The sequence below is a fragment of the Chryseobacterium lineare genome, assembly GCF_977014045.1.
Map to the genome: position 1 here is coordinate 365105 of NZ_CDRNIQ010000001.1, position 25110 is coordinate 390214.

Genomic DNA, 25110 nt, shown 5'->3' on the forward strand with positions numbered 1-25110 from the left:
CTGCAAACTATGTCTGAAAACATCATCGGAAACGTAACACGATTCATCAATCTCGACTCTAAAGAAGAACAATTTTTCACAGATCTGCTTACTCTGCAAACTTTTCCCAAAAAGACCGTTTTGCTGCGTGAAGGTGAGATCTGTCAGTTTGAAGGATATATCCAGAAAGGTTGTGTTAGAGTGTACTATCTTGATGATAACGGATTTGAAGTCACCATTCTGTTTGCCATTGAAGACTGGTGGATCAGTGATATTGCTTCCTTTCAGGATCAGAAACCCTCCAATTTATATATTGAAACACTGGAAGATTCCGAGATCTATATGCTGAATCCGGCAACCAAAGAAAAATTATTAACTGAAATTCCGAAATTTGAAAGAGTTTTCAGAATGCTTGTTCAGCGAAACCTTTCCACGCTCCAGAACCGGCTCGTAAATACCATCTCAAAAAGCGCCTCAGACCGCTATCTGGAATTCATTAAAGTCTATCCATCCATCCCGCAAAGAGTAGCACAATACTACATTGCTTCTTACCTCGGTGTTTCCAAGGAATTTGTAAGCACCATCAGAAAACGCCTAGCTACCAGAGAAAAATAACAGTTGTTTTCACCAACATCCATTACATTTCACCCACAAAAATTCCCCTCCCTTGGAGGGGTGGCGAAAATTCTGAAAGAATTTTTGATGGGGTGGTTCGAGAAGTTCTATTATTCAATCACGTCATCTCATTGTCCTGTCTTTATCAGCAGTCATCAAACGAAGAACCCAATAATAACATACATAAACCGACCTAGGAAACTGAAGCGTTAAGAAAAATAATTTTATGAACGTTAAGAAAATCCCACTGTCTGAGTGCGACACAAATATTAAGTCGAAGAACAAATTCCCAATTCGCACGAGTTTTGGGATTTTTAGAGAATAAAAGTATTTTTAGCCTTAAGGTTCCAAGTCTTGAAATAGCATTCGCCGACTTTATAGAGACAATTTTTCTTTCTTTTGTTTGACTACGTCGAAATAACATTCATCGACTAAAAGGAGATAATCTTCGATTTCAAGACAAAAGAAAATCAATTTATTAAACTAGTTAAATGTACAGCAACTCCAATCATCCTAAATTTGCTTTATCAAAACAAATAAACAAACACCAGATATGGACAGAAAAGATTTTTTAAAGAAAGGATTATTGGGAACAGGAATGTTCGTGGCATCAGCATCCCTGGGAAATACCATGAAAAATGAAATCGATGAAATAGAACCCCTCGAACCGATAGGCTACAACCATCTTCCCAACCCCGAATCAAAAATAAAAGACAATTCCGTTATTCACGAAGCAGATTCCAGAGGAAAGGCTGACCATGGCTGGCTGGTAAGCAATCATACCTTCAGCTTTGCCAATTACCACAATCCGGAAAGAATGCACTTTGGAGTGTTAAGAGTTTTAAATGATGATAAAGTAGAAGCGGGCAGAGGCTTCGGAACCCATCCGCATGACAATATGGAAATCATCAGCATTCCGTTGGAAGGTGACCTCGAACATAAAGACAGCATGGGGAATTCTGCTATTATTAAAAGTGGAGATATCCAGGTGATGAGTGCCGGAACAGGAATCATGCACAGTGAATTCAACAAAAATGATGATCAGCTGGTGAAATTCCTTCAGATCTGGGTATATCCGAACAAAAGAAACGTTACCCCGAGATACGATCAGATCACGCTTGACAAAACAAAAAGCAAAAATAAATTCCAGCAGATCCTTTCTCCTAATCCCGATGACGAAGGCGTGTGGATTCATCAGGATGCATGGTTCCATTTGGGGAATTTTGAGAATACTACCGAAGTAAATTATCAGATTAAGAAAAAAGGAAACGGTGTCTATGCCTTCATTATTAAAGGAAGTGCGGAAATCGAAGGGCAACCGTTAGCAGAAAGAGATGGCTTCGGAGTTTGGAATGTTGAGAATCTTCAGATCAAAGCTACCTCAGAAAATACAGAAATTCTCTTGATGGATGTTCCTATGACGATGTAAATAAAATTAAAATTCATGAACTGGTTTCATAATTATTGTTGGTAAGCTCTCTTTTTTAAGGGAGCTTTTTTGAATTATAATTTAATTCTATTGGACTTTCACCATCCTTATTTTTCTCTCTTTCCTTTTGTCTATTCCTTATGATTTCCTGTCCCTGGATGATATTGGTATCAGAATTTGCAAGTACACCGAGCGGATTGTCAGTTGCATTTTTCAAAGTTTCTTCAAACTTCGGTTGAGTTGTTTCAACTGCATTTGTATAACGGTTTTCATATATGTTTACTAATTTTCCTTTTAATTTTGAACTTGGTGTTGATTTTACAAGTTCAAAATCATAATCCCCTTTATCTTCTGTTATTTTTACTATTAATCCAGGTAAACCACTAAATTTATAAGGACCATACGGAAATGGAATCTCAGTTGAATACCATACAATCCAGTTCCTTCCTTTGTAAGTAACTTTAGCCTTTTTACAATTAATTGTATTAATTATTTTTGTTTCATTAATAAGTTCCCAATCTTTTATTATGGACTCTTTATAAGTAAGTAGTGACAGTGCAACCCTTTGAAAAAATTGTAAGCTTTCACCGGACTGTATTATCGTATAAGGAAATTTTGTTTTTGGTGCCGATACTCCTTTTGAGCTTAAAAGACGATCACCGTTTTCTAAAGTTTTTATTGGAATTGCCTGAAATATAGAATCTCTTTTCAATGATTGAATACTCGCAAAAAAAGCATAATTATCACTTATCTGCAATGAGAAAAATTCTTCGTGTTTATTATCAGGATTTAATGTATTCAATTTAGCTTTTAATACATAGATAAACTCTCCGCGCAGACTATCTTTTTTATTTAATTGAGAAAAATGTAAAGTACTAAAAAAGAACGCTAATAGCTGAAATGTTTTTTTACAGTAATACATAATTTATGATAAATTGCACTTATAATGCAAACATTGTATTATAAGTGCACAATTTCTTATTTACAATAGTTAGATTCAAGTGCTTCAAGCCAGGCATTTGCTTGTGCTGGTGTCCAGTCCTGAGTTGTTGTAGCAATCATACCGCAAGAAGTTTCAGCAATCCACACCTGTCGCTTTAAAAGTTTCACAGATGCTTTAAAAGTCTTTTGAGACTTTGAATTTTTAAAAACCTTCAGTTCCTTTTTAATGGAAGTTGTTTGTGATTTTTTTACTGGGTTTGTTTTAGCATTTGCCATACCAGCTACTACGATTGCCATAGTTAGCATTAAATTTTTCATCATAATTTAATAATTGTCATGTTTTTCCTACTTTTTTTATTAAAATTTCAACGGAGAAATTCCAATTTTCCTTTCGGAGGTAGGTTTTCGGATTAATCCTGCCTTATGTATATTGTGCAATATCATTACACGGGCTATTTCTATATTAATGGAAATTATTCTTAGTTTTTCAAAACTAAAATTATTTTTTCAACAAACAATGATTAATTTTAATTATTATATTGTGTTAATAATTTGCTTTATTTGTTATTGTTTTTAAATTAAAATACATAATCGATATAAAATGATAATTTTTTAAATATAGTCATTTAGCGCACAATTTTAATTTATAAAATGGATATTATGATGTATATAATTATTTTCAGAAAATGATGTATTCAAGCGAAAAATGCCAATAATGAAAAAATAACTGTAAAATGGATTTTCACAATTTCAATCACAAATGGGTAACTCCAAACATGATTTTAGCAACTGCGAAAATAAACGAGCAACTCTAAATAGGATATGAAGAACTTCGGTCATACTTCTAGTAACTTCGGCGATACTTCTAGCAACTCTGGATAATATTTTTACGACTGCATTTATAATTTGAGCGTGTTGGAATTATATTCTTACACCTGCGAGTTACATTCTTGCGACTTAAAGTAATATTCTTGCTCCTGCAAACCATATTGCGGCGCCTGCAAATGCAATCCTCATAAGTTTGCTCAATCTCAAAATCTATCACCCACACGCTCAACCATCAACCAACAACTCTCAACCAACAACCCACAACAAATTAGCAGAATCCAAAAAAAATCCCGATTTTTGTCCTTCTTCAAAATCCCCGAACATTCATGAAACTTTGTATTGCAGAAAAGCCAAGTGTTGCCAGAGATATCGCCAAAGTCTTGGGAGCCACCACTCCTAAACAGGGCTATATGGAAGGAAACGGCTATTGCGTAACATGGACTTTCGGTCATCTCTGCACCCTCAAAGAACCCCACGACTACGGTCCGCAGTACAAATCCTGGAATCTGTTTCTGCTGCCGATTATTCCCCAGAATTTCGGAATTAAATTAATTCCCAACAAAGGCGTTGAAAGCCAGTTTAAAGTTATTGAAAGATTAGTAGCCGAATGTGATGAGGTCATCAACTGCGGGGATGCCGGGCAGGAGGGAGAACTTATTCAGCGATGGGTATTACAGAAAGCAAAATGCAATAAACCTGTTCAGCGTCTCTGGATTTCATCACTTACCGAAGAAGCAATTAAAGAAGGTTTTGACAGCTTAAAGCCTGCCGAAGATTATAAAAATCTTTATCTCGCAGGAAATGCAAGAGCCGTGGGTGACTGGCTCTTAGGAATCAATGCGACAAGGCTTTTTACCAAAAAGTTCGGCGGAAATAAGGCTGTTCTTTCTATTGGAAGGGTGCAGACCCCAACTTTAGCCATGCTGGTGCAGCGTCAGAAAGAGATCGACGCATTTACCGTAGAAGAATACTGGGAACTGAAAACCCGATACAGAGAGGTGATCTTCAACGCTGCCATTGATCGTTTAAAAACCCTGGAACGCGCCGAAAAAGGTCTTGAATATTTAAAAGAAAATATTTTTGAGATCGTTTCCTTCGAAATTAAAGAAGGAAGAGAAAAAAATCCGAGACTTTTTGATCTTACTGGTCTTCAGGTAGAAGCCAATAAAAAGTACGGCTACTCGGCAGAGAATACATTAAACTATATTCAGAGTCTGTACGAAAAAAAACATGTCACCTATCCGCGTGTAGATACCACTTACTTATCAGAAAGCTTATATCCGAAAATAGAAGGCGTCCTCAGGAAAATGACGTTCTATCAAGAGCTTGTTTCCCCTTTACTGGAAGCTCCTATTCCAAAATCCAAAACGGTTTTTGATGATACCAAAGTAACCGATCACCACGCGATTATTCCTACGGAAGTACCACCTTCCCAGAATCTCAGCCGCGAAGAAAAACTTATTTATGATTTAATTGCTAAAAGGTTTATCTCTGTTTTTTATCCTGAATGTAAAATTTCCAATACCTTGGTTGAGGGTAAAGTAGGAACGATTCCTTTTAAAACCAGCGGAAAGCAGATTCTGGAACCTGGCTGGAGAGCAGTGTATGCCAAAGAGCCTAAAGATGAAACCGAGAAAGAAAAAGATAAAGAGGAAGAACAAACCATCCCTGAATTTATCGTCGGAGAAACCGGGCCGCACGATCCTATGATTCATCAGGGCAAAACGTCACCACCTAAACCCTACACCGAAGCAACGCTGCTCCGCGCTATGGAAACCGCCGGGAAACAGGTGGAAGACGAAGAACTTCGTGAATTGCTTAAGAACAACGGAATCGGAAGGCCATCTACCCGAGCCAATATCATTGAAACTCTTTTCAAAAGAAAATACATCGAAAAGAAAAGGAAAAACCTCATCGCTACCCAAACCGGAATTCAGCTCATTGATACCATTGAAGACGAACTTCTGAAAAGCCCCGAGCTTACCGGAGAGTGGGAACTCAAACTCCGAAAAATAGAAAAAGGTGAATATGAAGCCAATCATTTTAAGGAAGAACTCATCCGGATGGTAACAGAGCTTACCGAAAAAGTAGTCTACGGAAAAGGAAAAGTGATCAATCTCGAAGAAGAAAAAGCAGTTAAAGAAAAGAAAAAACGTGAACCTGCCGCAAAAAAAGAGCAGCAGTCCTGGGAAGAAATTAAATGCCCGAAATGTAAAGAACATCATCTCATGAAAGGGAAAACAGCCGTCGGATGTTCAGATTTTAAAAACTGTGGTTTTAAAGTTTCATTCGAAATCTTTGGTAAAAAACTTTCCGATAAACAGCTGATGGATTTAGTAATAAAAGGAAAAACCTCAAAGCTGAAAGGGTTTAGCAGTCATCCTGAAAGTCTGGCAGAAGGTATTTTATCCTTTGACAACCTGTTTAATGTAATCATTGTATAATTATAGGCTGGTTTAAATATAAAAAAGGAGGATCGTTCTAAAATGATCCTCCTTTTTACTTAACTATTCCTGAGCTGTCCTGAAAAAGTTCAGCATATTTTCAAGAGCATTTTCAGCATGCATTAATTCTCCGTTGTCGAGAGATTCTTTTGCAACCGTTGACGCTCTTTTCCGCATTTGAATTTCATACACAGAAATAGCTTCCTGTAAAGTCTCGTATTGATCAGAAACCAAACATTCACTCAATTCCAAAGCATCCAGCATCGCCATATTAACTCCTTCTCCCGCAAATGGAGGCATTACGTGAGCGGCATCCCCAATCATAGTTAGATTAGGCTGTGCTTCCCAGGTCTGATCAAAAGGAATACAGTAAATAGGTCGTGGAATAAAAGGAGTTTCTGCATTTTCAAACAATTCAAGCCAGATGCTGTCCCATTCAGGGTAAGTTGTTTTGTACCAATCTAATATTTGAGTTTTATTAGTATAATCCAGGCCGCTTCCTGATGCCCAGTTTTCATTTGTTCTAAAACTGGCGTAAAAACCGATATCACCGTTTCCTTTTTGTCCCATCAAAAGATTTTTATTGTTCCCGAAAGCCATTATTTTTCCGCCTTTCAATAAAGCATTAACTTTTGGGGCGGCTTCTTCTGCCTGTTGAATATTTCCTTCAAGCATGGTGATCCCGGTGTAAAAAGCTTTGCTGTCAGTAATGTACGGACGGATTTTAGAATTGGCACCATCACAGGCTATGACAATATCTGCGTAAGCTGTTGTGTTGTTTTTGAAATGCAAAAGCCATCCTTCACCCTGTTTTTTCATAGAAACGAAATGGCTGTTCCAGACTACCGTTTCCGGTTGTAAAGATTCCAGTAAAATTTTCCGTAATGTACCACGATCTATTTCCGGACGAAAATGCCCTTTTCCGAAATCTTCTTCAGGTTTGGAATCATGATCACTAAAGAATACTTCTGCATTTTCGTTCATGATAAGTTCCCTGTCGGCACCAATAAGATAGTTTTGTTTGAATTCTTCCAGTAAACCAGCCTTACGAATCGCAGCTAACCCGGAATCATCATGAAGGTCAAGAGGAGAACCCTGAACGCGGGCATTTTTATTAAGATCTCTTTCAAATACTTTTACTTCGGCACCTTTTAATTGTAACAATCTTGCCAGTGTTAATCCGCCCGGGCCACCGCCAACGATGGCAATTGATTTATTGTTGATCAGCATAATTTTAAATTTTATGCTGCAAAATTATCAGGTATGGTAAACCAAAAATTGTAAAAATCGGTCGTTTTGATTTTTAAAAAGTTCCTTAGGCGAAACCCCGGAAAGCTTTTTGATTTCCTTGATGAAGTGAGACTGATCAGTAAAATTAAGCTGAGGAAAAAGATTTCCGTCTTTAATATGATAAAGAGAAGCCTGAAAACGTAAAATCTTGCAATAATATTTTAACGAAATTCCCAGTTGTTTATTGAAATAACGGTTAATCTGGCGCTCATTCCAAAAAATTTGTTCTGAAAGATCCTTAACATTGATTTCTCCATGAGTGGTAAAAATAAGTTCAAACAATTTTCTTTTTCTTTCATCAATTTTCTGAGGCAATAAGGATTTAATTTTTTCTGAAGCTTTTTCACAGAACTTATCAAAATCGTTGAGATCATCAATGCTGAAATCCCAAAAATTATCGGGCAGTTCTTTTCCGCTGTCTACAAACCCGGCAATAGACTGATGCAGGATGTATTCCAGGGCAAGCGGATTAAAGCTAATGGCAAAGAAATGGGAAAATTCCGTTTCAGGCATCGGTTTCGGCTTGGTTTCCAGTCCCATTAAAACAATTTGAAACTTGTTTCCGGTGGTTTTACAGAAAAGCAGATCAATTTTTCCGTTGGGAATGATCACACCCTCTTTGAATGTTGACAGGTTTTGCAACGAAGAATAGCCATATACGAAATCGGTAAGCGATTTTTCCGGTTTGATGAACGTATATATTAAATCGTTGCTCATGATATGCCTTTGGCTATTTTGGATAAACGAATTTACAGTTTCTCTTTTTATAATGAATAGCAAATGAAAATTTTCACGTTTTTTCAGGTTATATTACATTTGCTTTAAATTAAAAATAATGACTCCGGAGAAAAAACAACTGATCACTGACAGCTTTAGCCGTTCAGAAACATTAAAATTCTACAAAGCCGAACTTTTGGAAGTCGAAACCGACTTCATTTCCATGAAAATTCCTAAAATGGATTTGATGACCAGAAAAGCCGGAATGTTCAATGGAGCGATGATTGCTTCGCTTGTAGATGTTTCTTCAGGATATGCTGCCGTGAGCCATTATGATGAAGACTGTTACGTAGTGACGGTAGAATTGAAAGTCAATTATTTAAGGCCTGCGATTGGTGATGCGCTGGTTTCAAAGTCGTATGTCATAAAAGGTGGCGCGAAGATCAGTGTCATCCGTACAGAAATTTACACTATAGACGAAAACGGTGAATCTGAAAGTCATGTGGCTACTTCATTGGTAACGATGATGAAAATAAAGTAAACTTTTAAGGAATTTATAGTATATTTAATGTAGCAAGTTTTAAACAAATTAATGAACTAAAAAAAATAAAATTATGAACTTAATTATTCGTCTGCTGGTAACAGCAATTGTTGCTTATCTTCTCACTATGATTTTACCGGGTGTTCACTTTTCAGGATTTGGAGGTGCGATTATTTTTTCCATCGTCTTGGGAATTTTAAACCTGATTGTAAAACCCATCCTTAATCTTTTAGGTTTACCTTTAACGATTATTACACTGGGATTATTTGCCCTTGTGATTAACGCAGTCATTATTCTTATTGCAGATTATTTTATTGACAGTATGGTAGTCGACGGCTTCTGGTGGGCACTGATATTCAGTATTCTTCTTTCATTGGTAACTTCTCTTGCCAATTCGATGTTCTCCGACAAAGATTAAATCAAATACATACTAAAGGTTGAAAAGAGTGAATTTCGGTTCACTCTTTTTATTTAAATGATACATGAAATCTTAAAAATAATTAACTTTGGAACCTTTGAATTAAACAAGATTATGGAATTCTATAGCATAATCAAAAAACGAAATCAATATGAAATTTAAGTACAGTCTGCTGGCTTTGGCAGCGCCGCTCTTAATGAATGCACAAAAAGTAATGACACCTGAAATTCTCTGGACTTTAAAAAAAGTAGGAGTACAGGCAGTTTCACCCGATCAGTCTTCGCTTATTTACAAAGTAGGACAGGTAGATCTTAAAACAGAAAAAACCAAAAGCGAAAACTATTTTCTGAATGTAATTAATAACCAGTCTGCTAAAGTCGATTTAGGTAAAAAAGCATTGATTCAATGGGATAAAAACGGACTTTATGCACAGGAAGGCGACAAAATTTTCTTGTCAAAAGACAGCGGAAAAACATGGGCAGAATTCTATACCATTGGTGAAGCTGATAATATAGTGATATCTCCGGATGGTAAAAAAATAGCATTCAGCAAACAGGTTTTGGTGGAAAAAGTAATGGGGAAAGATAAATATTCTGATACCCCGAAAACTACCGCACAAGTCTACACAGACCTGAATCACAGACACTGGGACTATTTTAACGAAGGGAAATACAACCATGTTTTTGTGGTAAATGTTTCGGATAAAGCAGATGTCGCAAAAGATCTTCTGGAAGGCAAAATGTGGGATTCTCCGCAGCGACCTTTCGGTGGTGCCGAAGACTTTATCTGGAGCCCGGATTCTTCCCAGCTTTTATATGTTACAAAACCTAAAAGCGGAAAAGAATATTCTACAAGTACCAATACAGATATCTTCGCATATGATCTTGCTACAGGGGCTACTAAGAGCTTAACGGAATCTAATAAAGGATATGACGTTAATCCTAAATTCAGTCCGGACGGTAAAGCCCTGATCTGGCAGAGTATGGTAAGAGACGGATATGAAGCTGATAAAAATGACGTGAAAATCCTTGATTGGAAAACCGGTAAAACAACAAATCTCACTGCCGGCTGGGACGAAAGCGTTTCCGGAGATGTGTTCTGGAGCGCAGATTCAAAAATGATTTATTTCACGGCAGCTTTCAGAGGGACAAAACAGCTTTTTTCTTTAGATCCGAAAAATATTAAAGTTCAGCAGATCACAAAAGGTGATTTTGATGTCAATGAAATTTTTGCCGACCAGAAAAAATCGCTTTTAGTAGGAAGAACAGACATCAACCATGCGACAGAATTGTTTTCTGTAAACATAAAAAACGGAGAAATGCAACAGGTGACAGACGTTAATAAAGATACCTACGCAAGTCTTTCTCAGGGAAAATCTGAACTTAAAATGGTGAAAACCACTGATGGTAAAGAAATGGGAGTGTGGTTTCATTACCCACCAAATTTCGATCCGAATAAAAAATATCCGACATTGGTCTATTGTCAGGGCGGACCACAATCTGCATTAACTCAATTCTTCAGCACAAGATGGAACTTTGCTTTAATGGCAGCCAACGGATACATCGTCGTCGCGCCAAACAGACGAGGAATGCCGGGCTGGGGAACAAAATGGAATGAAGAAATTTCCAAAGACTGGGGCGGGCAGCCTATGAAGGATTATCTTGCCGCAACCGATTATGCGAAAACCTTACCTTATGTTGATGGTGAAAGAGTAGCAGCGGTAGGTGCAAGCTACGGTGGCTACAGTGTATTTATGCTTGCAGGAATCCATGAAAACAGATTCAAAACCTTTATTGCTCATGACGGTTTGTTTGATATGAAATCTTGGTATTTGACTACAGAAGAACTTTGGTTTGCCAACTGGGATCTTGGTTCGCCATGGGAAAAACCACTTCCAAAAGCTTATACGGAATTTAATCCAAGTAATTTTGTTGATAAATGGAATAAACCAATCATGATTGTTCAGGGCGGAATCGACTACAGAGTTCCTTACGAGCAGGGACAGGAAGCATTTCAGGCTGCAAAACTGAGAGGGTTGAAATCCAAATTAGTATATTTCCCTAACGAAAATCACTGGGTGCTTCATCCACAAAATGGTTTGGTTTGGCAGAGAGAATTCTTTGACTGGCTGAAAGAAACATTGTAAAAATATCAATAGAAACGGGCTTTAGCCCGTTTTTTGTTTAAGCAAAACAATAAGGGCTTTAGCCAAAATCTATAATTCATGCAAAACAGAATTTCTTCTTTCCCTCCGATTATTGATAATAATTCTAAAATTCTGATTTTAGGATCAATTCCCGGAGTAAAATCATTGGAAAAACAACAATATTACGCCCATCCTCAAAACAAATTCTGGAAAATCATTTTTGAATTATTTCATGAAAAATTTACAGAAGATTATGCGAAAAGAATTGATATGCTGAAGAAAAACCATATTGCACTTTGGGATGTCATTGATTCTTGTGAAAGAAAAGGAAGTCTGGATTCTGAAATTAAAAATGAAGAAGCCAATCAAATTGAAGAACTTCTGGAAAATCATCCGAATATCCGGGCAATCTTTTGTAACGGAGGAAAATCTTTTAAAAATTTACAGAAAATTTTAGGTAAGAATTTCAGTATCCCTATATTTTTACTGCCATCTACAAGTCCGCTTCATACAGTTTCTTTTGAAAAAAAGCTCGAAGAGTGGAAGAAGATCAAGTTATACCTATGAAAAAACTAATATTATCATTTCTTATTTTATTCTTTTCTAATATTTTTTCTCAGGAGTATCATTTTGATTACTCCATTGAAAGTGAGATGAATCAATCCAAACCGTATAAAGAAAAATCAATTTCTACAAGTTTTTATGATATAAAAGATAATATTCATTTACACATAGATAAATATAATGATAAATTAAGGGGTGTAATTTATGATAAGAATAAAAATTTAAGGCACTCTTTTAAAGTAACTCAATCTAAAGGCTTCGTAACATTTGAATATACCCATACCAACGATTTTAGTAAGTATAAAAGTAAAAATATTGAAAGTAATGATATTTTGGAAGTAAAGAAAATAGATTCCCTTCAATATCGGCTTATTGCCTATAAAAATGAAAAGAAAACTAAGAAAAGATATACTGCATTGGTAACATTGGAAAAGTCAAAATTTAATTATCTTAAATTAGGAATTGATCACAGTGGAAATGAGAAAATGCAAAACAAACTAGAAGAGTTTTTGAATCCTAATATAAATTATATCATAAAAACAATGCAAGTTGACTATTTCACGGGATATTTTTACGACAGTTTATTGAAAATTACAAATGTGGATTTTTCATTGAAGCTTCCTGAAAAACTAGTCATAAAAGATTATGATTACTTTGGGGAATTTCAGGAATGATTATTCCCCAAAGCTATTATGTATTTTATCTCTCAATCCTGTAAACTTCCTCATATGGCTGAATCAAAACCCATCCGTTTCCGGAAAACTTCATTTGAAATTCTTCGCCACTACCTCTTCCGATAAGACTTTTAAATGAAACGTTGGTTTTTAAATCCGGGGTTAAATTTCCCGACCAGGCTACGGTTGCATTAGGATCTGTGAAAACCGGTGCGTCAGGGGTAACCATTAAAGTCAGAGGTTCGCCGTGCGTTGTGATTGCAATATGCCCTGTCCCGGACAATCGTACCTGGAACAGTCCGCCAGACATAACTCCTGCAATACTTTTTAACATCGTGATGTCGCTTTTTATGCTCTGTTCATGAGCCAGTACATCGTTTCCGTTTACACAAACCGATTCATTATTTAAATAAAGAATTCGTACTTTTTTACCCTCGTCGGCAACATATAATTTTCCGGTGCCTTCAGCTTTCATGAGTCTTGCGCCTTCACCGCTTATTGCTTTTTTCAACAAGTTTCCCAAACCACCGGAAAGCATTCCCTGTCTTTCGAAATTGATATTTCCGACATAGCCAACCATACTTCCGGTCTTCGTCCAAACCGACTGATTATTGAGGTTGATTTCCAGAAGAGCAGGTTTTTCCAGCTCAAAATAGTCCCTCTGTTCAGGCTTTTCTTTCGTTTCGTTAACGAAAGATTCAATTGAATATTTGCTCATAGGTGTAAAAATTAAATTGCAAAATACAATTTTAATGTTTAATATTCACCGTAAAATCACGGTTTTTTGTTTCATTGTAAATAAAACTTGACAAAGGGGTATCTAATGTCGTATATTTGCAGTCCGAAAATTACACCTTGTAATTTGATAATTTTTAAACCGTAATTTAAAAAATGAAAACATCAGATTTTAATTTTGATCTTCCTGCAGAATTATTGGCAGAACACCCATCCGAACACAGAGACGAAGCGAGATTAATGGTTTTGGACAGAAAAACACAAACCATCGAACACAAACTCTTTAAGGATGTTGTTGATTATTTTGATGAAGGAGATCTTTTTATCTTTAATAATACTAAGGTTTTCCCGGCGCGCCTTTATGGAAATAAAGAAAAAACAGGAGCAAAAATTGAAGTTTTCCTATTGAGAGAGCTTGATAAAGAAACCCGTGTTTGGGACGTTTTGGTAGATCCTGCCAGAAAAATCAGAATCGGAAATAAATTATTCTTTACTGAAGACGAATCTTTGGTAGCGGAAGTTATTGATAATACGACTTCAAGAGGAAGAACATTAAGATTTTTATTTGACGGTTCTTACGAAGAATTCAGATCAAAATTGAAAGAATTGGGAGAAACTCCGCTTCCGAAATATATTAAAAGAGAAGTTGAGCCGGAAGATGCTGAAAGATACCAGACGATCTACGCCAAAGTAGAAGGAGCTGTTGCTGCACCTACTGCAGGTCTTCACTTTTCAAGACATCTTATGAAGAGACTGGAAATCAAAGGAATCGATTTTGCTGAGGTGACACTTCACGTTGGTTTGGGAACTTTCAACCCGATTGAAGTAGAAGATCTTTCGAAGCACAAAATGGAATCTGAAGAAATTTTTATTGATGAGAAAAATGCTCAGATCATCAATAATGCAGTAGATTCTCATAGAAGAGTTTGTGCTGTAGGAACAACAACAATGAGAACACTGGAAACTTCAGTTTCTTCAAATAAGAAAATATCAGCATTCCACGGATGGACAAATAAGTTCATTTATCCGCCGCACGATTTTGGAGTTGCTAATTGTATGATTACGAATTTCCATACGCCAAAATCTACATTAATTATGATGATCGCGGCATTTGCAGGAAGAGATTTTATCATGCACGCCTATGAAGAAGCCGTAAAAGAGAAGTATAAATTTTACTCGTACGGTGATGCAATGCTAATTTTATAATAATAAGTAAAAAGAGCCAAGTTAAAGGTAAAAAGTTAAAGAACACAATATGAAACAAAATGATTTACTTACAAGAACTTTTTTGTTTGGAGTGAGCTGTCTTAAGTTTTTAAGGACACTGCCGAATGATCCTGAAAGTAAATTAATTAGGTTTCAACTTGGAAAATCAGCCACTTCGATAGGGGCAAATTATGAAGAATCACAAGCCGGATCTTCGAAGGCTGATTTTAAAAATAAGGTGAAAATTGCCTTAAGAGAAGCTCGGGAAAGCAATTTCTGGCTTCGGATTTTAAAAAATTTAGACGGTTATAATTCAGAAGAATTTCAATTATTATTAAATGAAAGCGCTGAATTAAAAAATATTTTAGCAGCAATAGTTAACAACACAAAGTTGTAAAACTTTTGAATTTTTACTTTTAACTTGGCTCTTACCTATATGAAAGACATCAGAACTTTATCACTCGATCAGCTCAAAGATTATTTTGCTTCTTTGGGAGAAAAGCCTTTCCGTGCGAAACAGGTGTACGACTGGCTTTGGAGTAAAAACCTCCATTCGATTGATGAGATGACGAATCTTTCGAAAACTCTTCGCGAAAGAATCTCTGAAGAGTACACCATCAATCCGGTTTCCGTAGATCAGCTCCAAAAAAGTACAGACGGAACTATTAAAAATGGCGTTAAACTGCACGACGGTTTATTGGTTGAATCAGTTTTAATTCCAACAGAAACCAGAACGACAGCTTGTGTTTCTTCGCAGGTTGGCTGTTCATTAAACTGTGAATTCTGCGCAACCGCAAGACTCAAAAGAATGAGAAATCTTGAAGTTGCCGAGATTGTGGATCAGGTTGCCCTAATCGACAGCCAGAGTAAAATGTATTTCAACAGACCGCTTTCCAATATTGTTTTTATGGGAATGGGAGAGCCGATGATGAACTATAAAAATGTTGTGGAAGCGATCAGGAAAATCACCCAGCCTGAAGGTTTGGGGATGTCTCCGAGAAGAATTACTGTTTCCACGTCAGGAATTCCCAAAATGATCAAGATGCTTGCTGATGATGATTTGAGGGTAAAACTTGCGCTATCACTTCACTCTGCCATCGAATCAAAACGCAATGAGATTATGCCTTTCTCTGATAAGTTTCCTTTAACGGATATTATGGAAGCACTTCAATATTGGTATCAGAAAACAGGTTCAGTCATTACTTTTGAATATTGTGTCTGGAAAGGAATCAACGATGGTGATGAAGATATTAAAGCGTTGATAAAATATTGCAAGCAGGTTCCTTCTAAAGTTAATTTAATTCAATATAATCCTATTGGTGACGGCAAGTACGATCAGTGCAATAAACAGGCAGAAGAAAACTATATTCGTCAGCTTGAAAATGCAGGAATTGTCTGTATGGTAAGAAAAAGCCGTGGAGGAGATATTGATGCAGCTTGCGGCCAGCTCGCCAATAAAACTGTGGATTAAAATTTCATTAAAAAAATCAAAAAAAATCCTTAACATTTTCTTAAAATCCTACCTTTGTACAAAATCAAGTGACAATGATGGATTATTTTATGGGTAAAGACGGTCTTGAAAACGTCTATGCCTGGTCAATTCCGGTTCACGCTACAATTATTCTCGCAGAGATGATTTACAGTCATGTCGCAGAAGCCAAACTCTACAATGGTAAAGATGTGGCAACAAGTGCCTACCTTGCTTTGCTCAACTTTGGCCTGGACCTTGTCATGAAGGCCTTTGCGATGGGTGTCATGTTTTTCTTTTTCAATCACAGGCTTTTTTCATGGGAGTTTACGGGCTGGTATTGGTTGATCTGTTTTGTGGTAACGGATTTCGCTTACTATGTTCTTCATTACGTCGATCATCATTCAAGAGCATTCTGGGCTGTTCATATTACGCATCATAATTCAGAATATTTCAATCTGACGACAGGCTTCAGAAGTCCTGTTCTGCAGCCTCTTTACAGATATTTATATTTTTCTCCGTTAGCTTTTTTAGGATTTAATCCCTGGCATATTATGGTTGTTTATGCGATCGGACAGGTCTACGGAACCTGGGTTCATACCCAGACGGTAAAGAGTATGGGAATTCTTGAGTATATCCTTGTTACACCCTCTCATCATCGTGTTCATCATGCCTGCAATATTAAGTATCTGGACAGAAACATGGGGATGTGCCTGATTATCTGGGATAAAGTTTTCGGAACTTTTGAAAAAGAAGATCCAAATGTGCCTGTGAAATACGGAATTTACCCAAAAATGCCTGACAATAAACCGGATACCGTTCTTTTGTACGAATGGAGAAAAATCTGGAAAGATATTAAACAACCTGGTTTAAAATTCTCGGACAGAATCAATTATATTTTTAATTCTCCCGGATGGCGGCATGACGGAACAGGAAAAACAGTGAGACAATATCAAAAGGACTACTGGACAAAGAAGAATAAGAAAAATCCAAAACCACATAAAAAAACAGCCTAATTTTTTATATCATTAATTAATTTTCAATGAAATCTATATAATCAATTCAGGCGGATTTTGTCAGTATTTTTATTGGCTTATGCATATCAATCCTTCAAAACTTTATTGAGTGAACACCGCTTATTAAAAAGACAAATTATAATTTAATATTAGATTTTGCTATCATTTGCTGAGTGTTAACGCTTTTGCGAACGAAAAATACACAGAATTATTTAAGATAAAGTCTTTGTGCACATTGCGTTAAAAAAAGATTCTTTGTTATATAAATTTGAATTAACAAAAAAAATGAGGTCATTTATAATATTTTTACAAAATGAAAAAAATATTTCTGGTTTTTATCATTACAATTTCCACTGTTCTGTCTGCTCAGCAGTCTGCTATTTTTAAAATTAGGAAATATAGAGTCAGTTATTTAGATGAAAAAATTCAGGAAACGTCGGGATTAAGTATTTTAAACGGGAAACTTTACACCCTGAACGATAGTGGAAATGCTCCCGAGCTTTTTGAACTGGATAAAACAACAGGAGCAATTATAAGTACAATAAAAATCAACGGTAAAAATAAAGACTGGGAAGCTTTAACCAATGACGGGCAGAGTTTTTATATCGGAGATTTCGGAAATAACAGCGGAACACGAAAAGATCTTGAAATCTACAAGATACCTTTTAATGAAAATTTATCTGAAAATGCCTCAATGAGCTTGATTTCCTTTGAATATCCTGAGCAGAAAGAGTTTGTTTCCAAGAATACTTTTACTGATTTTGATGCCGAAGCGATGATCTATCTGAATGGAAAAATCCACCTTTTTACCAAGGAATGGAATTCAAAATCTACTACGCATTATATTATTAATCCCGACCGTCCGAATAAGCAGGAAGCTCAGAAAACAGAAGTTTTCAAAACGAATTTTGTGGTTACTGATGCTTCTTATTTCGATAAAAAACTATACCTCATAGGCTATACAAAGAAAACAGAAGTTTTTTTAAATATTTTTAATGAAACCGCTCCCGGAATCTTTTTCAATGAGGCTCCCAAAAGATATTATTTAGGAAGCGCTTTATCCATTGGCCAGATTGAAGGAATTGCTGTGGATGACAGCGGAATTTATATCTCCGGTGAAAAGTTTCATTCGCCATTAGGGGGATCAAAACAGAGTCTTTATTTTATTCCCAAAGATAAACTTAAATAATAATTAATTTTTTTCGCTTTTTTATCTAAAATTGAGATTATTGATGAATCATATTCATATTAATTTCTATTAAATTGGCTGAAAAAAATTATCTTTGTGGGAATTAATAATTTATCCATCATCCAAAGATTGTGGCGAACACTGTAGAAGAAATCAAGCGACCGATCAATGAGGAAATGAAACTTTTCGAACAAAAGTTTTATGAATCCATGCAGAGTAAAGTACCTTTATTAGATAAAGTCACGCGTTTTATCGTTACTACAAAAGGGAAACAGATGCGCCCCATGTTCGTTTTTCTTTGCGCGAAACTTGTAGGAGATGTTAATGAAAAAACGTATCGCGGTGCTTCTATGATCGAACTTATTCATACGGCAACTTTGGTTCATGATGATGTGGTGGATGAAAGTTTTAAACGACGTAACTTCTTTTCAATCAATGCGTTGTGGAAAAATAAAATAGCGGTCTTGGTGGGAGATTATCTTTTGTCAAAATCTGTTTTACTGTCTACCGACCATAAAGATTATGATTTGCTGGGTGTGATTTCAAGAACGATTCGTGAAATGTCGGAAGGCGAACTTTTACAGCTTGAAAAAGCGAGAAAATTGGATATTACGGAAGAGGTGTATTATGAAATTATCCGTCAGAAAACAGCTACTTTAATCGCTGCCTGCTGTGAGATCGGTATTTTATCCAATAATGCTGATGCAGATTTGGCTAAAAAAATGATGGATTTCGGAACCTATACCGGAATGGCTTTTCAGATCAAAGACGACCTTTTCGATTACCTGACTTCAAATGTCATTGGAAAACCGGTAGGAATTGATATTAAAGAAAAGAAGATGACGTTACCGTTGATTTTTACATTAAAAATGGCGAGTGAGAAAGACCGAAAATACTATTTCGATACGATAAAACGGTATAATGACGATCAGAAACGGGTAAAAGAACTGATCAGTTTCGTTAAAAATTCCGGCGGCCTTGATTATGCAATTTCTGTCATGAAAAATTTTCAGCAAAAAGCCAAAGATATTCTCAACGAATTTCCAGATTCTGAAGCCAAAAAATCTTTACATATTATGCTGGATTATGTGATTGAGCGAAAATTTTAAATTAAATTATTTCCATCGTCACAATAATTACAGCTAGAACTATACAAAATAAAGCGATTAAAAATAAATAATCCGCAATAGTTTCAAATCTGAACCCCTGCTTTTCTCGCTGAGTTCTTATCGCCAGAAAAGAGAAAAAACAGCTGAACGCAAAAAACAGGCAGGCGATACCTGCAAATTCATCCAAATGCGTACTGTGACTGATCTTAGTGATCTTTAGGGAAGTAATAATGACCAGTGAAAACCCCAAAAGATTGCTCGAAGCGTTCAGAATATGCGTGGACTTCTTTTCCATCTTTACAATTTTTTTTCAATATAAATACAATTTTTTTTATTATCAAATTTTTAAAAAAGATTATTAAAAATTAAAATTAATTTAAAAAGTGTATATTAGCAAAATACTTCAAGAATTATAAAATTTTTTATCGGGCTATGCAGACAACCTATATTGAAACACAGCAAATTTCCTTTCAAGACTTTAAAAATCAAATACTTGGAGATTATAAGTTAGGAAGGGTTTCTCGCGAAATGTCTTATCTAGGCAGAAGAGAAGTTCTTACGGGAAAAGCTAAATTTGGTATTTTTGGGGATGGTAAGGAACTTCCTCAGCTTGCAATGGCGAAAGTTTTCAAAAATGGAGACTTCCGTTCGGGATATTACAGAGATCAGACCTTTGCATTAGCTGTTAATGCATTAACTGTTGAAAGTTTCTTTGCTCAGCTGTATGCTGATACAAGTGTTGAAAGAGAGCCTGCTTCTGCGGGAAGACAGATGAATGGACACTTCGCAACAAGAAGTTTAAATGAAGACGGAAGCTGGAAAGATTTAACGGCCCAGAAAAATATTTCTTCAGATATTTCTCCGACTGCCGGGCAAATGCCAAGGTTATTAGGATTGGCACAAGCTTCCAAAATATACAAAACCGTAAAATTTGACGGTTCAGAAAAATTCTCAAAAGAAGGTAGTGAAATTGCTTTCGGAACGATTGGTGATGCTTCTACTGCGGAAGGTCACTTCTGGGAAACATTGAATGCCGCCTGCGCGCTTCAGGTTCCGATGATTGTTTCAATCTGGGATGATGGCTACGGAATTTCAGTTCCTACCATGAAGCAAAGAGCCAAAGCCGATATTGCAGAAATGCTGAGCGGTTTCCAGAGAAAGGAAGGTGAATTCCAGGGATGTGAAATTATTCAGGTTAAGGCTTGGGATTATCCTTCATTGCTGGATGCCTACGCCAGAGCAGAGCAGTTTGCGAGAGTTGAAAGTGTTCCAGTAGTGGTACACGTTATAGAAGTTACACAGCCTCAGGGGCATTCTACTTCAGGATCTCACGAGAGATATAAAAATGAAGAACGTCTCGCCTGGGAATCTCAATTCGATGGTTTGCTTAAATTCAAAGAATGGATTTTAAATTATTCTATTGAAATTGACGGTCATGAAGAAGTTCTGGCAACTGCTGAAGAACTTGACGCGATCGATGAAGAGGCTAAAAGAACGGTGAAAGCCGGGCAGAAAGCTGCCTGGGAAAATTATCAGAAAACAATTACAGATTTAGTTCATGTCGTTTTACCTTTAGTTGAAAATCTTAAAGGTCAGCATACTGAAATTGAACAATATATCAGTCAGTTTAATAAATTGGTTTCTAAAGCGAAGAAAGATGTTTTTCATCTGGTGAGAAGGTCTTTATTGGCAACTAGAGGTACAAATTCAGTGGAAAGAAATGAACTGATGCAGAAATACAACGAGATTTTTGAGGTGGAAAAGGATAATTACTCATCTCATTTGTATTCTCAGTCTCAGTGGAAAGCTGAAAACGTAAAAGAAATCAAACCAATCTATTCTGAAAATTCTGAAGATGTAGACGGAAGAGTAGTGGTACGAAATAATTTCGACAAGATTTTCGAAAAATATCCTGAAACCTTAGTATTTGGTGAAGATGCCGGAAATATCGGTGACGTAAACCAGGGGCTTGAAGGAATGCAGGAAAAATACGGTGATGTTCGTGTTGCCGATACGGGAATCCGTGAAGCGACGATCTTAGGACAGGGAATCGGTATGGCGATGAGAGGTTTAAGACCGATCGCCGAAATCCAATATTTAGATTATATCTTGTACTGTTTACAAGGAATGAGCGATGATCTGGCAACGGTTCAATACAGAACAAAAGGAGGTCAGAAAGCGCCTGTTATCATCAGAACGAGAGGTCACAGGCTGGAAGGGGTATGGCATTCAGGGTCTCCGATGGCGGGGATTCTAAATCTTTCTAAAGGAATTCTAGTATTGGTTCCGAGAAACCTTACAAAAGCTGCCGGATTCTACAATACCATGCTTCAGAGCGACGATCCTGCGGTAATTGTTGAATGTTTAAATGGTTACCGATTAAAAGAAAAACAACCTGATAATTTAGGTGAATTCACAGTTCCTGTAGGAAAAATCGAGGTGACAAAAGAAGGAAAAGATGTTACTTTGGTGACGTACGGTTCTACCTGGAGAATTGTCATGGAAGCAGCAGAAGAATTGGAAAAACTGGGAATTTCTGCGGAAGTTATTGATGTTCAGTCATTAATTCCTTTTGATTTGACCCATGAAATCGCTGAATCTGTACAGAAAACCAACCGATTGGTTGTCATTGATGAAGATGTGGAAGGCGGAACTTCAGCATTTATTCTTCAGCAGATTTTAGAAAAACAAAAAGCATTCAGATTTTTAGATTCTGATCCGTTGACGATTTCTGCCAATGATCACAGACCGGCGTACGCCAGTGATGGAGATTATTTCAGTAAGCCGTCTGCAGATGATATGGTAGAGAAAATCTACGCCCTGTTTAATGAAACAAATCCTCAGAAATATCCTGCGATATTTTAACTGGAACTTTTAGATAAATTTTGAAACCGCTTCTTTGGAGGCGGTTTTTTTACTAAATTAGTTCTTACAACAATTGGAGTTTATGAGATTAATATCAGTTTTGACAATTTTATTTACCCTGATTTTTTATAATAAGCAAACCAGAGAATCTCAGATGATTTATACTGAAAATGAAATTTTAAAACAATTAGATTTAGCTTATAAGCAAGAACCTAGTGAATATTATCCTAAAGTTCGGTCACAAGATATTAAATATAATTTTTTTCTCGATTTGGAACACGGATATTTCGAAACCGCAGGAAGCAGAATTCACTTATATGCTGATGAAAATCGATGGGCAATTGTTTTTGAAAAGAGCGGTTATCAAAATAGAGCAACGAGGGCCGAGATCGAACTTGACTATATTGGTAATTGCATTGATTATCCCGTAGACGAATTTCCGGATAGGAATTATATTTCAAATGCAAGTAATATTATATTGATCGATAGTAATGAGTATGAAAGGATTGAAAATAAAAATGGTTCTAGTGATGCAGAAAATTTTGAACTCATTGCAAATAATGTCAAAGAAATAAGAGTTCGCGGTAAATTAGTTCCATTTAATAAAAATTATAAAGATTATGAAAAAGTTGGAATAAATATAAAAGATTATAACAATCCAAAAAAATTAATTGGTTTTGGAGATTTAATAAGGTTTTACCACGAAACAAATCCTATTTTAGTTTCAGCATCAGAAGATGAAATCAAAAAACATATTCCTAAAGATCTTAAAAAATTAATGGTGATTGATGAATTTCATTATAATCCAAATCTTTTACCAAGTAAACAAGAAATTTATGTGCTTATTTCTAAAATTTTGGTAACAAAAGACACTTCTTATTGGAAACCAACTCTGAAATCTAATAATAGCTGGAAAAATTGGGAATCTGGAAATTTATAAAATTTAAACAATCGCCTTTTTTACCTTTTTCTTTTCCAAAATCGTTTTACAAGCCTTCTCTTTTTCCGGATCATAAACATGATATTTCATTTCCCATTCTTCCAATTGATACAAAATGGGTAACAATGCCAAGCCTTTCTCCGTAAGTGAATATTCTACCCTAGGTGGGATTTCTTTAAATTCTTCACGAATTACCAGTCCGTCGGATTCCATTTCCCGGAGCTGATCGGTAAGAACTTTTCTGGAAATAACATTAATGCGTACTGCAAGCTCACCGAAACGTAATTTCCGGTCTTTAATAACCAAAACAATGATCGGTTTCCATTTGCTTCCCAAGGCAGACATTGCTTTGCCCAACGGACAGCTGTATTGCATTAATTCGTTCTTTTTCATAAAGGTTTATTTCTATTTTTGCTCGTCTTTTTCTGAACACGAAGTTCACAAGGATTTTTTAACTACTGACTGTTTTTAAGTTTCACAAAGTCGTTCTACTTATAAGAGGGTACTATAAGCCTCTCAACCTCTACCTCAGCCTTACCGTTACCTCCACGTTACCATCATCAGTTACCGCAAAGTTACCACTTTTTTTCTTTTAGAGATACAAATGCGAACTATTATTAGTTACTTTGTGTAACAATTATAAAATAGTAAGTTAAAGATGAGCACAGAATCATTATTTGAACCTTTTAAATACAAGAATTTAGAACTAAAAAATAGAATCGTAATGGCTCCGATGACGAGAGCACAATCGGATAACGGAGTTCCAACGCAGCAGATTGCAGATTATTATGCAAGAAGAGCAGCTGCTGAAGTTGGATTAATTATTTCTGAAGGAACAGTCATCAACAGGCCGGCTTCAAAAAATATGCAGAATATCCCTGATTTTTATGGCACTGAAGCATTGAACGGATGGAAAAATGTGATTGATGCTGTACATGAAAATGGTGGAAAAATGGGACCCCAGATCTGGCATGTAGGAGATACGAGAAGTACGCCAGATTATCCTTTGGAGGATATGGAAAAAGCTTCAACGATGACATTGGAAGATATTCAGGATACGATTGCTCAGTTTGCAGCTTCTGCAAAATCGGCTAAAGATCTTGGATTTGATGTGCTGGAAATTCACGGAGCGCATGGGTATCTTATTGATCAGTTTTTCTGGGAGGTTACCAATACCAGAACAGATGAATACGGTGGAAAAACCATTAAGGAAAGAAGCCGGTTTGCTGTAGATGTTGTAAAAGCCATCAGAGCTTCAGTAGAAGCGGATTTTACGATCATTATCCGTCTTTCTCAATGGAAACAACAGGACTATTCGACAAAATTGGCGAGTACTCCGGAAGAAATGGAAGAGTGGCTATTGCCGTTAAAAGAAGCAGGTGTTGATATTTTCCACTGTTCGCAGCGAAGATTCTGGGAAGCGGAATTTGAAGGCTCTGATCTGAATTTCGCAGGCTGGGCAAAAAAAATAACAGGACAGCCTACGATTACAGTAGGATCTGTCGGTCTTAAAGGAGATGTCACAGGTTCCTTTTCAGGACAGGGAACTGAAAAAGAGGATCTAACAGAACTAACACGCAGACTGGAAAGGGGTGACTTTGATCTCGTTGCGGTTGGCCGCGCCATCCTTCAGGATCCGGAATGGGTAAAGAAAATTAAAGAGCAAAATACCGAAGCATTGCTTGATTTTTCAGCAGAAAGTCTTGGGGTATTATATTAAAAGTTAATGGTCAATAATGAAGCTGCTTTGCTGTCGATTTTATTTCTGAACTGACAATCAACTATTCACTGCAAAGTAAAATTCACTGTTGATTATTTACATATCTTGATTACCTATTTAAATTTTTTCACAAAACCGCTTCAGAGATTTTCTGAGGCGGTTTTTCATTGTTTGCAAAAGCTGCAATATTCTGGTTAAAAAATAAAACCGTTTTCAAATTTGAAAACGGTTTTTTTAACAGATTAAAATATCTAAAATTGTCATTTAAACATGAC

Annotated in this window: 24 protein-coding genes; 17 read left to right on the top strand and 7 right to left on the bottom strand. The window is 36.2% G+C overall.

From position 1 onward, the window contains the following. Nucleotides 1–9: 9 nt before the first annotated feature. Together ACWNCI_RS01625 and ACWNCI_RS01630 are read left to right on the top strand one after the other, a co-directional pair. Nucleotides 10–594, top strand: coding sequence for a Crp/Fnr family transcriptional regulator (locus ACWNCI_RS01625; RefSeq protein ID WP_449386916.1), 585 nt, complete (start codon nt 10–12; stop codon nt 592–594). Between the two features lie 553 nt (nt 595–1147). Beyond that, on the top strand, nt 1148–2023 hold the full coding sequence (locus tag ACWNCI_RS01630) for a pirin family protein (protein ID WP_449386917.1): 876 nt from the start codon (nt 1148–1150) through the stop codon (nt 2021–2023). 55 nt (nt 2024–2078) lie between these two features. Here the strand turns inward: ACWNCI_RS01630 and ACWNCI_RS01635 are convergent, their stop codons facing one another. After that, nucleotides 2079–2945 carry a GLPGLI family protein gene (locus tag ACWNCI_RS01635; protein WP_449386918.1) on the bottom strand — a complete coding sequence of 289 codons (867 nt, stop codon included), beginning with the start codon at nt 2943–2945 and terminating at the stop codon, nt 2079–2081. Nucleotides 2946–3001: 56 nt separating this feature from the next. Beyond that, on the bottom strand, nt 3002–3286 hold the full coding sequence (locus ACWNCI_RS01640) for a hypothetical protein (protein WP_449386919.1): 285 nt from the start codon (nt 3284–3286) through the stop codon (nt 3002–3004). A gap of 833 nt (nt 3287–4119) precedes the next feature. Here ACWNCI_RS01640 and ACWNCI_RS01645 point away from each other — a divergent pair. Beyond that, nucleotides 4120–6237: a DNA topoisomerase 3 gene (locus ACWNCI_RS01645; RefSeq protein ID WP_449386920.1), complete on the top strand. Its 2118-nt coding sequence runs from the start codon at nt 4120–4122 to the stop codon at nt 6235–6237. Nucleotides 6238–6300: 63 nt separating this feature from the next. On the opposite strand, the gene ACWNCI_RS01650 is transcribed toward ACWNCI_RS01645, so the two are convergent. Both ACWNCI_RS01650 and ACWNCI_RS01655 read right to left on the bottom strand, forming a co-directional pair. Next, the gene (locus ACWNCI_RS01650) at nt 6301–7467 is read right to left on the bottom strand and encodes an FAD-dependent oxidoreductase (protein WP_449386921.1); all 1167 of its coding nucleotides are present in this window, start codon (nt 7465–7467) and stop codon (nt 6301–6303) included. 27 nt (nt 7468–7494) lie between these two features. Next, nucleotides 7495–8244 (bottom strand): helix-turn-helix domain-containing protein, encoded by a 750-nt coding sequence (locus ACWNCI_RS01655; protein ID WP_449386922.1) that lies wholly within the window; start codon nt 8242–8244, stop codon nt 7495–7497. Nucleotides 8245–8362: 118 nt separating this feature from the next. On the opposite strand from ACWNCI_RS01655, the gene ACWNCI_RS01660 reads away from it, so the two are divergent. From ACWNCI_RS01660 to ACWNCI_RS01680, 5 genes are all read left to right on the top strand, one after another. Then, the gene (locus ACWNCI_RS01660; protein ID WP_042722213.1) at nt 8363–8785 is read left to right on the top strand and encodes a PaaI family thioesterase; all 423 of its coding nucleotides are present in this window, start codon (nt 8363–8365) and stop codon (nt 8783–8785) included. A gap of 73 nt (nt 8786–8858) precedes the next feature. Further along, nucleotides 8859–9203 (top strand): phage holin family protein, encoded by a 345-nt coding sequence (locus tag ACWNCI_RS01665; protein WP_346985835.1) that lies wholly within the window; start codon nt 8859–8861, stop codon nt 9201–9203. Between the two features lie 151 nt (nt 9204–9354). After that, on the top strand, nt 9355–11349 hold the full coding sequence (locus ACWNCI_RS01670; protein ID WP_449386923.1) for a prolyl oligopeptidase family serine peptidase: 1995 nt from the start codon (nt 9355–9357) through the stop codon (nt 11347–11349). Nucleotides 11350–11427: 78 nt separating this feature from the next. Beyond that, complete coding sequence (locus ACWNCI_RS01675; RefSeq protein ID WP_449386924.1) at nt 11428–11916, top strand: DNA-deoxyinosine glycosylase; 489 nt, start codon at nt 11428–11430, stop codon at nt 11914–11916. Beyond that, a complete protein-coding gene (locus ACWNCI_RS01680; protein ID WP_449386925.1) occupies nt 11889–12587 on the top strand; it encodes a hypothetical protein in 699 nt (232 codons plus the stop codon). The genes ACWNCI_RS01675 and ACWNCI_RS01680 overlap by 28 nt, the downstream gene beginning before the upstream one ends. 25 nt (nt 12588–12612) lie before the next feature. On the opposite strand, the gene ACWNCI_RS01685 is transcribed toward ACWNCI_RS01680, so the two are convergent. Beyond that, complete coding sequence (locus ACWNCI_RS01685; protein ID WP_346985831.1) at nt 12613–13305, bottom strand: AIM24 family protein; 693 nt, start codon at nt 13303–13305, stop codon at nt 12613–12615. Between the two features lie 173 nt (nt 13306–13478). Between ACWNCI_RS01685 and queA the strand changes: the two genes are divergently transcribed. The 6 genes from queA to ACWNCI_RS01715 all read left to right on the top strand — a co-directional run bounded on the left by queA (nt 13479) and on the right by ACWNCI_RS01715 (nt 19310). After that, nucleotides 13479–14528: a tRNA preQ1(34) S-adenosylmethionine ribosyltransferase-isomerase QueA gene (gene queA / locus ACWNCI_RS01690; protein ID WP_346985830.1), complete on the top strand. Its 1050-nt coding sequence runs from the start codon at nt 13479–13481 to the stop codon at nt 14526–14528. Nucleotides 14529–14577: 49 nt separating this feature from the next. Further along, nucleotides 14578–14925, top strand: coding sequence for a four helix bundle protein (locus tag ACWNCI_RS01695; protein WP_449386926.1), 348 nt, complete (start codon nt 14578–14580; stop codon nt 14923–14925). A 39-nt stretch (nt 14926–14964) separates the two neighbouring features. Continuing rightward, a complete protein-coding gene (gene rlmN / locus ACWNCI_RS01700) occupies nt 14965–15999 on the top strand; it encodes a 23S rRNA (adenine(2503)-C(2))-methyltransferase RlmN (protein ID WP_449386927.1) in 1035 nt (344 codons plus the stop codon). A 74-nt stretch (nt 16000–16073) separates the two neighbouring features. Continuing rightward, a complete protein-coding gene (locus ACWNCI_RS01705) occupies nt 16074–17012 on the top strand; it encodes a sterol desaturase family protein (RefSeq protein ID WP_449386928.1) in 939 nt (312 codons plus the stop codon). Nucleotides 17013–17325: 313 nt separating this feature from the next. Beyond that, nucleotides 17326–18201 carry a hypothetical protein gene (locus ACWNCI_RS01710; RefSeq protein WP_449386929.1) on the top strand — a complete coding sequence of 292 codons (876 nt, stop codon included), beginning with the start codon at nt 17326–17328 and terminating at the stop codon, nt 18199–18201. A gap of 131 nt (nt 18202–18332) precedes the next feature. After that, the gene (locus ACWNCI_RS01715) at nt 18333–19310 is read left to right on the top strand and encodes a polyprenyl synthetase family protein (protein ID WP_449386930.1); all 978 of its coding nucleotides are present in this window, start codon (nt 18333–18335) and stop codon (nt 19308–19310) included. 1 nt (nt 19311) lies between these two features. On the opposite strand, the gene ACWNCI_RS01720 is transcribed toward ACWNCI_RS01715, so the two are convergent. Then, nucleotides 19312–19605: a hypothetical protein gene (locus ACWNCI_RS01720; protein ID WP_449386931.1), complete on the bottom strand. Its 294-nt coding sequence runs from the start codon at nt 19603–19605 to the stop codon at nt 19312–19314. 137 nt (nt 19606–19742) lie between these two features. On the opposite strand from ACWNCI_RS01720, the gene ACWNCI_RS01725 reads away from it, so the two are divergent. Both ACWNCI_RS01725 and ACWNCI_RS01730 read left to right on the top strand, forming a co-directional pair. Further along, nucleotides 19743–22175 (top strand): alpha-ketoacid dehydrogenase subunit alpha/beta, encoded by a 2433-nt coding sequence (locus ACWNCI_RS01725; RefSeq protein ID WP_449386932.1) that lies wholly within the window; start codon nt 19743–19745, stop codon nt 22173–22175. Nucleotides 22176–22257: 82 nt separating this feature from the next. Further along, nucleotides 22258–23115: a DUF7003 family protein gene (locus ACWNCI_RS01730; RefSeq protein ID WP_449386933.1), complete on the top strand. Its 858-nt coding sequence runs from the start codon at nt 22258–22260 to the stop codon at nt 23113–23115. Between the two features lie 3 nt (nt 23116–23118). Here ACWNCI_RS01730 and ACWNCI_RS01735 read toward each other — a convergent pair whose 3' ends face one another. Beyond that, nucleotides 23119–23508, bottom strand: coding sequence for a winged helix-turn-helix transcriptional regulator (locus ACWNCI_RS01735; protein WP_449386934.1), 390 nt, complete (start codon nt 23506–23508; stop codon nt 23119–23121). A 265-nt stretch (nt 23509–23773) separates the two neighbouring features. Between ACWNCI_RS01735 and ACWNCI_RS01740 the strand changes: the two genes are divergently transcribed. Then, complete coding sequence (locus ACWNCI_RS01740; RefSeq protein ID WP_449386935.1) at nt 23774–24835, top strand: NADH:flavin oxidoreductase; 1062 nt, start codon at nt 23774–23776, stop codon at nt 24833–24835. Nucleotides 24836–25110: the final 275 nt, after the last annotated feature.

Coding starts and splice junctions, on each gene's coding strand:
- ACWNCI_RS01625 (WP_449386916.1), top strand. CDS start 10: ATGTCTGAAAACATCATCGGAAACGTAACACGATTCATCAATCTCGAC.
- ACWNCI_RS01630 (WP_449386917.1), top strand. CDS start 1,148: ATGGACAGAAAAGATTTTTTAAAGAAAGGATTATTGGGAACAGGAATG.
- ACWNCI_RS01635 (WP_449386918.1), bottom strand. CDS start 2,945: ATGTATTACTGTAAAAAAACATTTCAGCTATTAGCGTTCTTTTTTAGT.
- ACWNCI_RS01640 (WP_449386919.1), bottom strand. CDS start 3,286: ATGATGAAAAATTTAATGCTAACTATGGCAATCGTAGTAGCTGGTATG.
- ACWNCI_RS01645 (WP_449386920.1), top strand. CDS start 4,120: ATGAAACTTTGTATTGCAGAAAAGCCAAGTGTTGCCAGAGATATCGCC.
- ACWNCI_RS01650 (WP_449386921.1), bottom strand. CDS start 7,467: ATGCTGATCAACAATAAATCAATTGCCATCGTTGGCGGTGGCCCGGGC.
- ACWNCI_RS01655 (WP_449386922.1), bottom strand. CDS start 8,244: ATGAGCAACGATTTAATATATACGTTCATCAAACCGGAAAAATCGCTT.
- ACWNCI_RS01660 (WP_042722213.1), top strand. CDS start 8,363: ATGACTCCGGAGAAAAAACAACTGATCACTGACAGCTTTAGCCGTTCA.
- ACWNCI_RS01665 (WP_346985835.1), top strand. CDS start 8,859: ATGAACTTAATTATTCGTCTGCTGGTAACAGCAATTGTTGCTTATCTT.
- ACWNCI_RS01670 (WP_449386923.1), top strand. CDS start 9,355: ATGAAATTTAAGTACAGTCTGCTGGCTTTGGCAGCGCCGCTCTTAATG.
- ACWNCI_RS01675 (WP_449386924.1), top strand. CDS start 11,428: ATGCAAAACAGAATTTCTTCTTTCCCTCCGATTATTGATAATAATTCT.
- ACWNCI_RS01685 (WP_346985831.1), bottom strand. CDS start 13,305: ATGAGCAAATATTCAATTGAATCTTTCGTTAACGAAACGAAAGAAAAG.
- queA (WP_346985830.1), top strand. CDS start 13,479: ATGAAAACATCAGATTTTAATTTTGATCTTCCTGCAGAATTATTGGCA.
- ACWNCI_RS01695 (WP_449386926.1), top strand. CDS start 14,578: ATGAAACAAAATGATTTACTTACAAGAACTTTTTTGTTTGGAGTGAGC.
- rlmN (WP_449386927.1), top strand. CDS start 14,965: ATGAAAGACATCAGAACTTTATCACTCGATCAGCTCAAAGATTATTTT.
- ACWNCI_RS01705 (WP_449386928.1), top strand. CDS start 16,074: ATGATGGATTATTTTATGGGTAAAGACGGTCTTGAAAACGTCTATGCC.
- ACWNCI_RS01710 (WP_449386929.1), top strand. CDS start 17,326: ATGAAAAAAATATTTCTGGTTTTTATCATTACAATTTCCACTGTTCTG.
- ACWNCI_RS01720 (WP_449386931.1), bottom strand. CDS start 19,605: ATGGAAAAGAAGTCCACGCATATTCTGAACGCTTCGAGCAATCTTTTG.
- ACWNCI_RS01725 (WP_449386932.1), top strand. CDS start 19,743: ATGCAGACAACCTATATTGAAACACAGCAAATTTCCTTTCAAGACTTT.
- ACWNCI_RS01730 (WP_449386933.1), top strand. CDS start 22,258: ATGAGATTAATATCAGTTTTGACAATTTTATTTACCCTGATTTTTTAT.
- ACWNCI_RS01735 (WP_449386934.1), bottom strand. CDS start 23,508: ATGAAAAAGAACGAATTAATGCAATACAGCTGTCCGTTGGGCAAAGCA.
- ACWNCI_RS01740 (WP_449386935.1), top strand. CDS start 23,774: ATGAGCACAGAATCATTATTTGAACCTTTTAAATACAAGAATTTAGAA.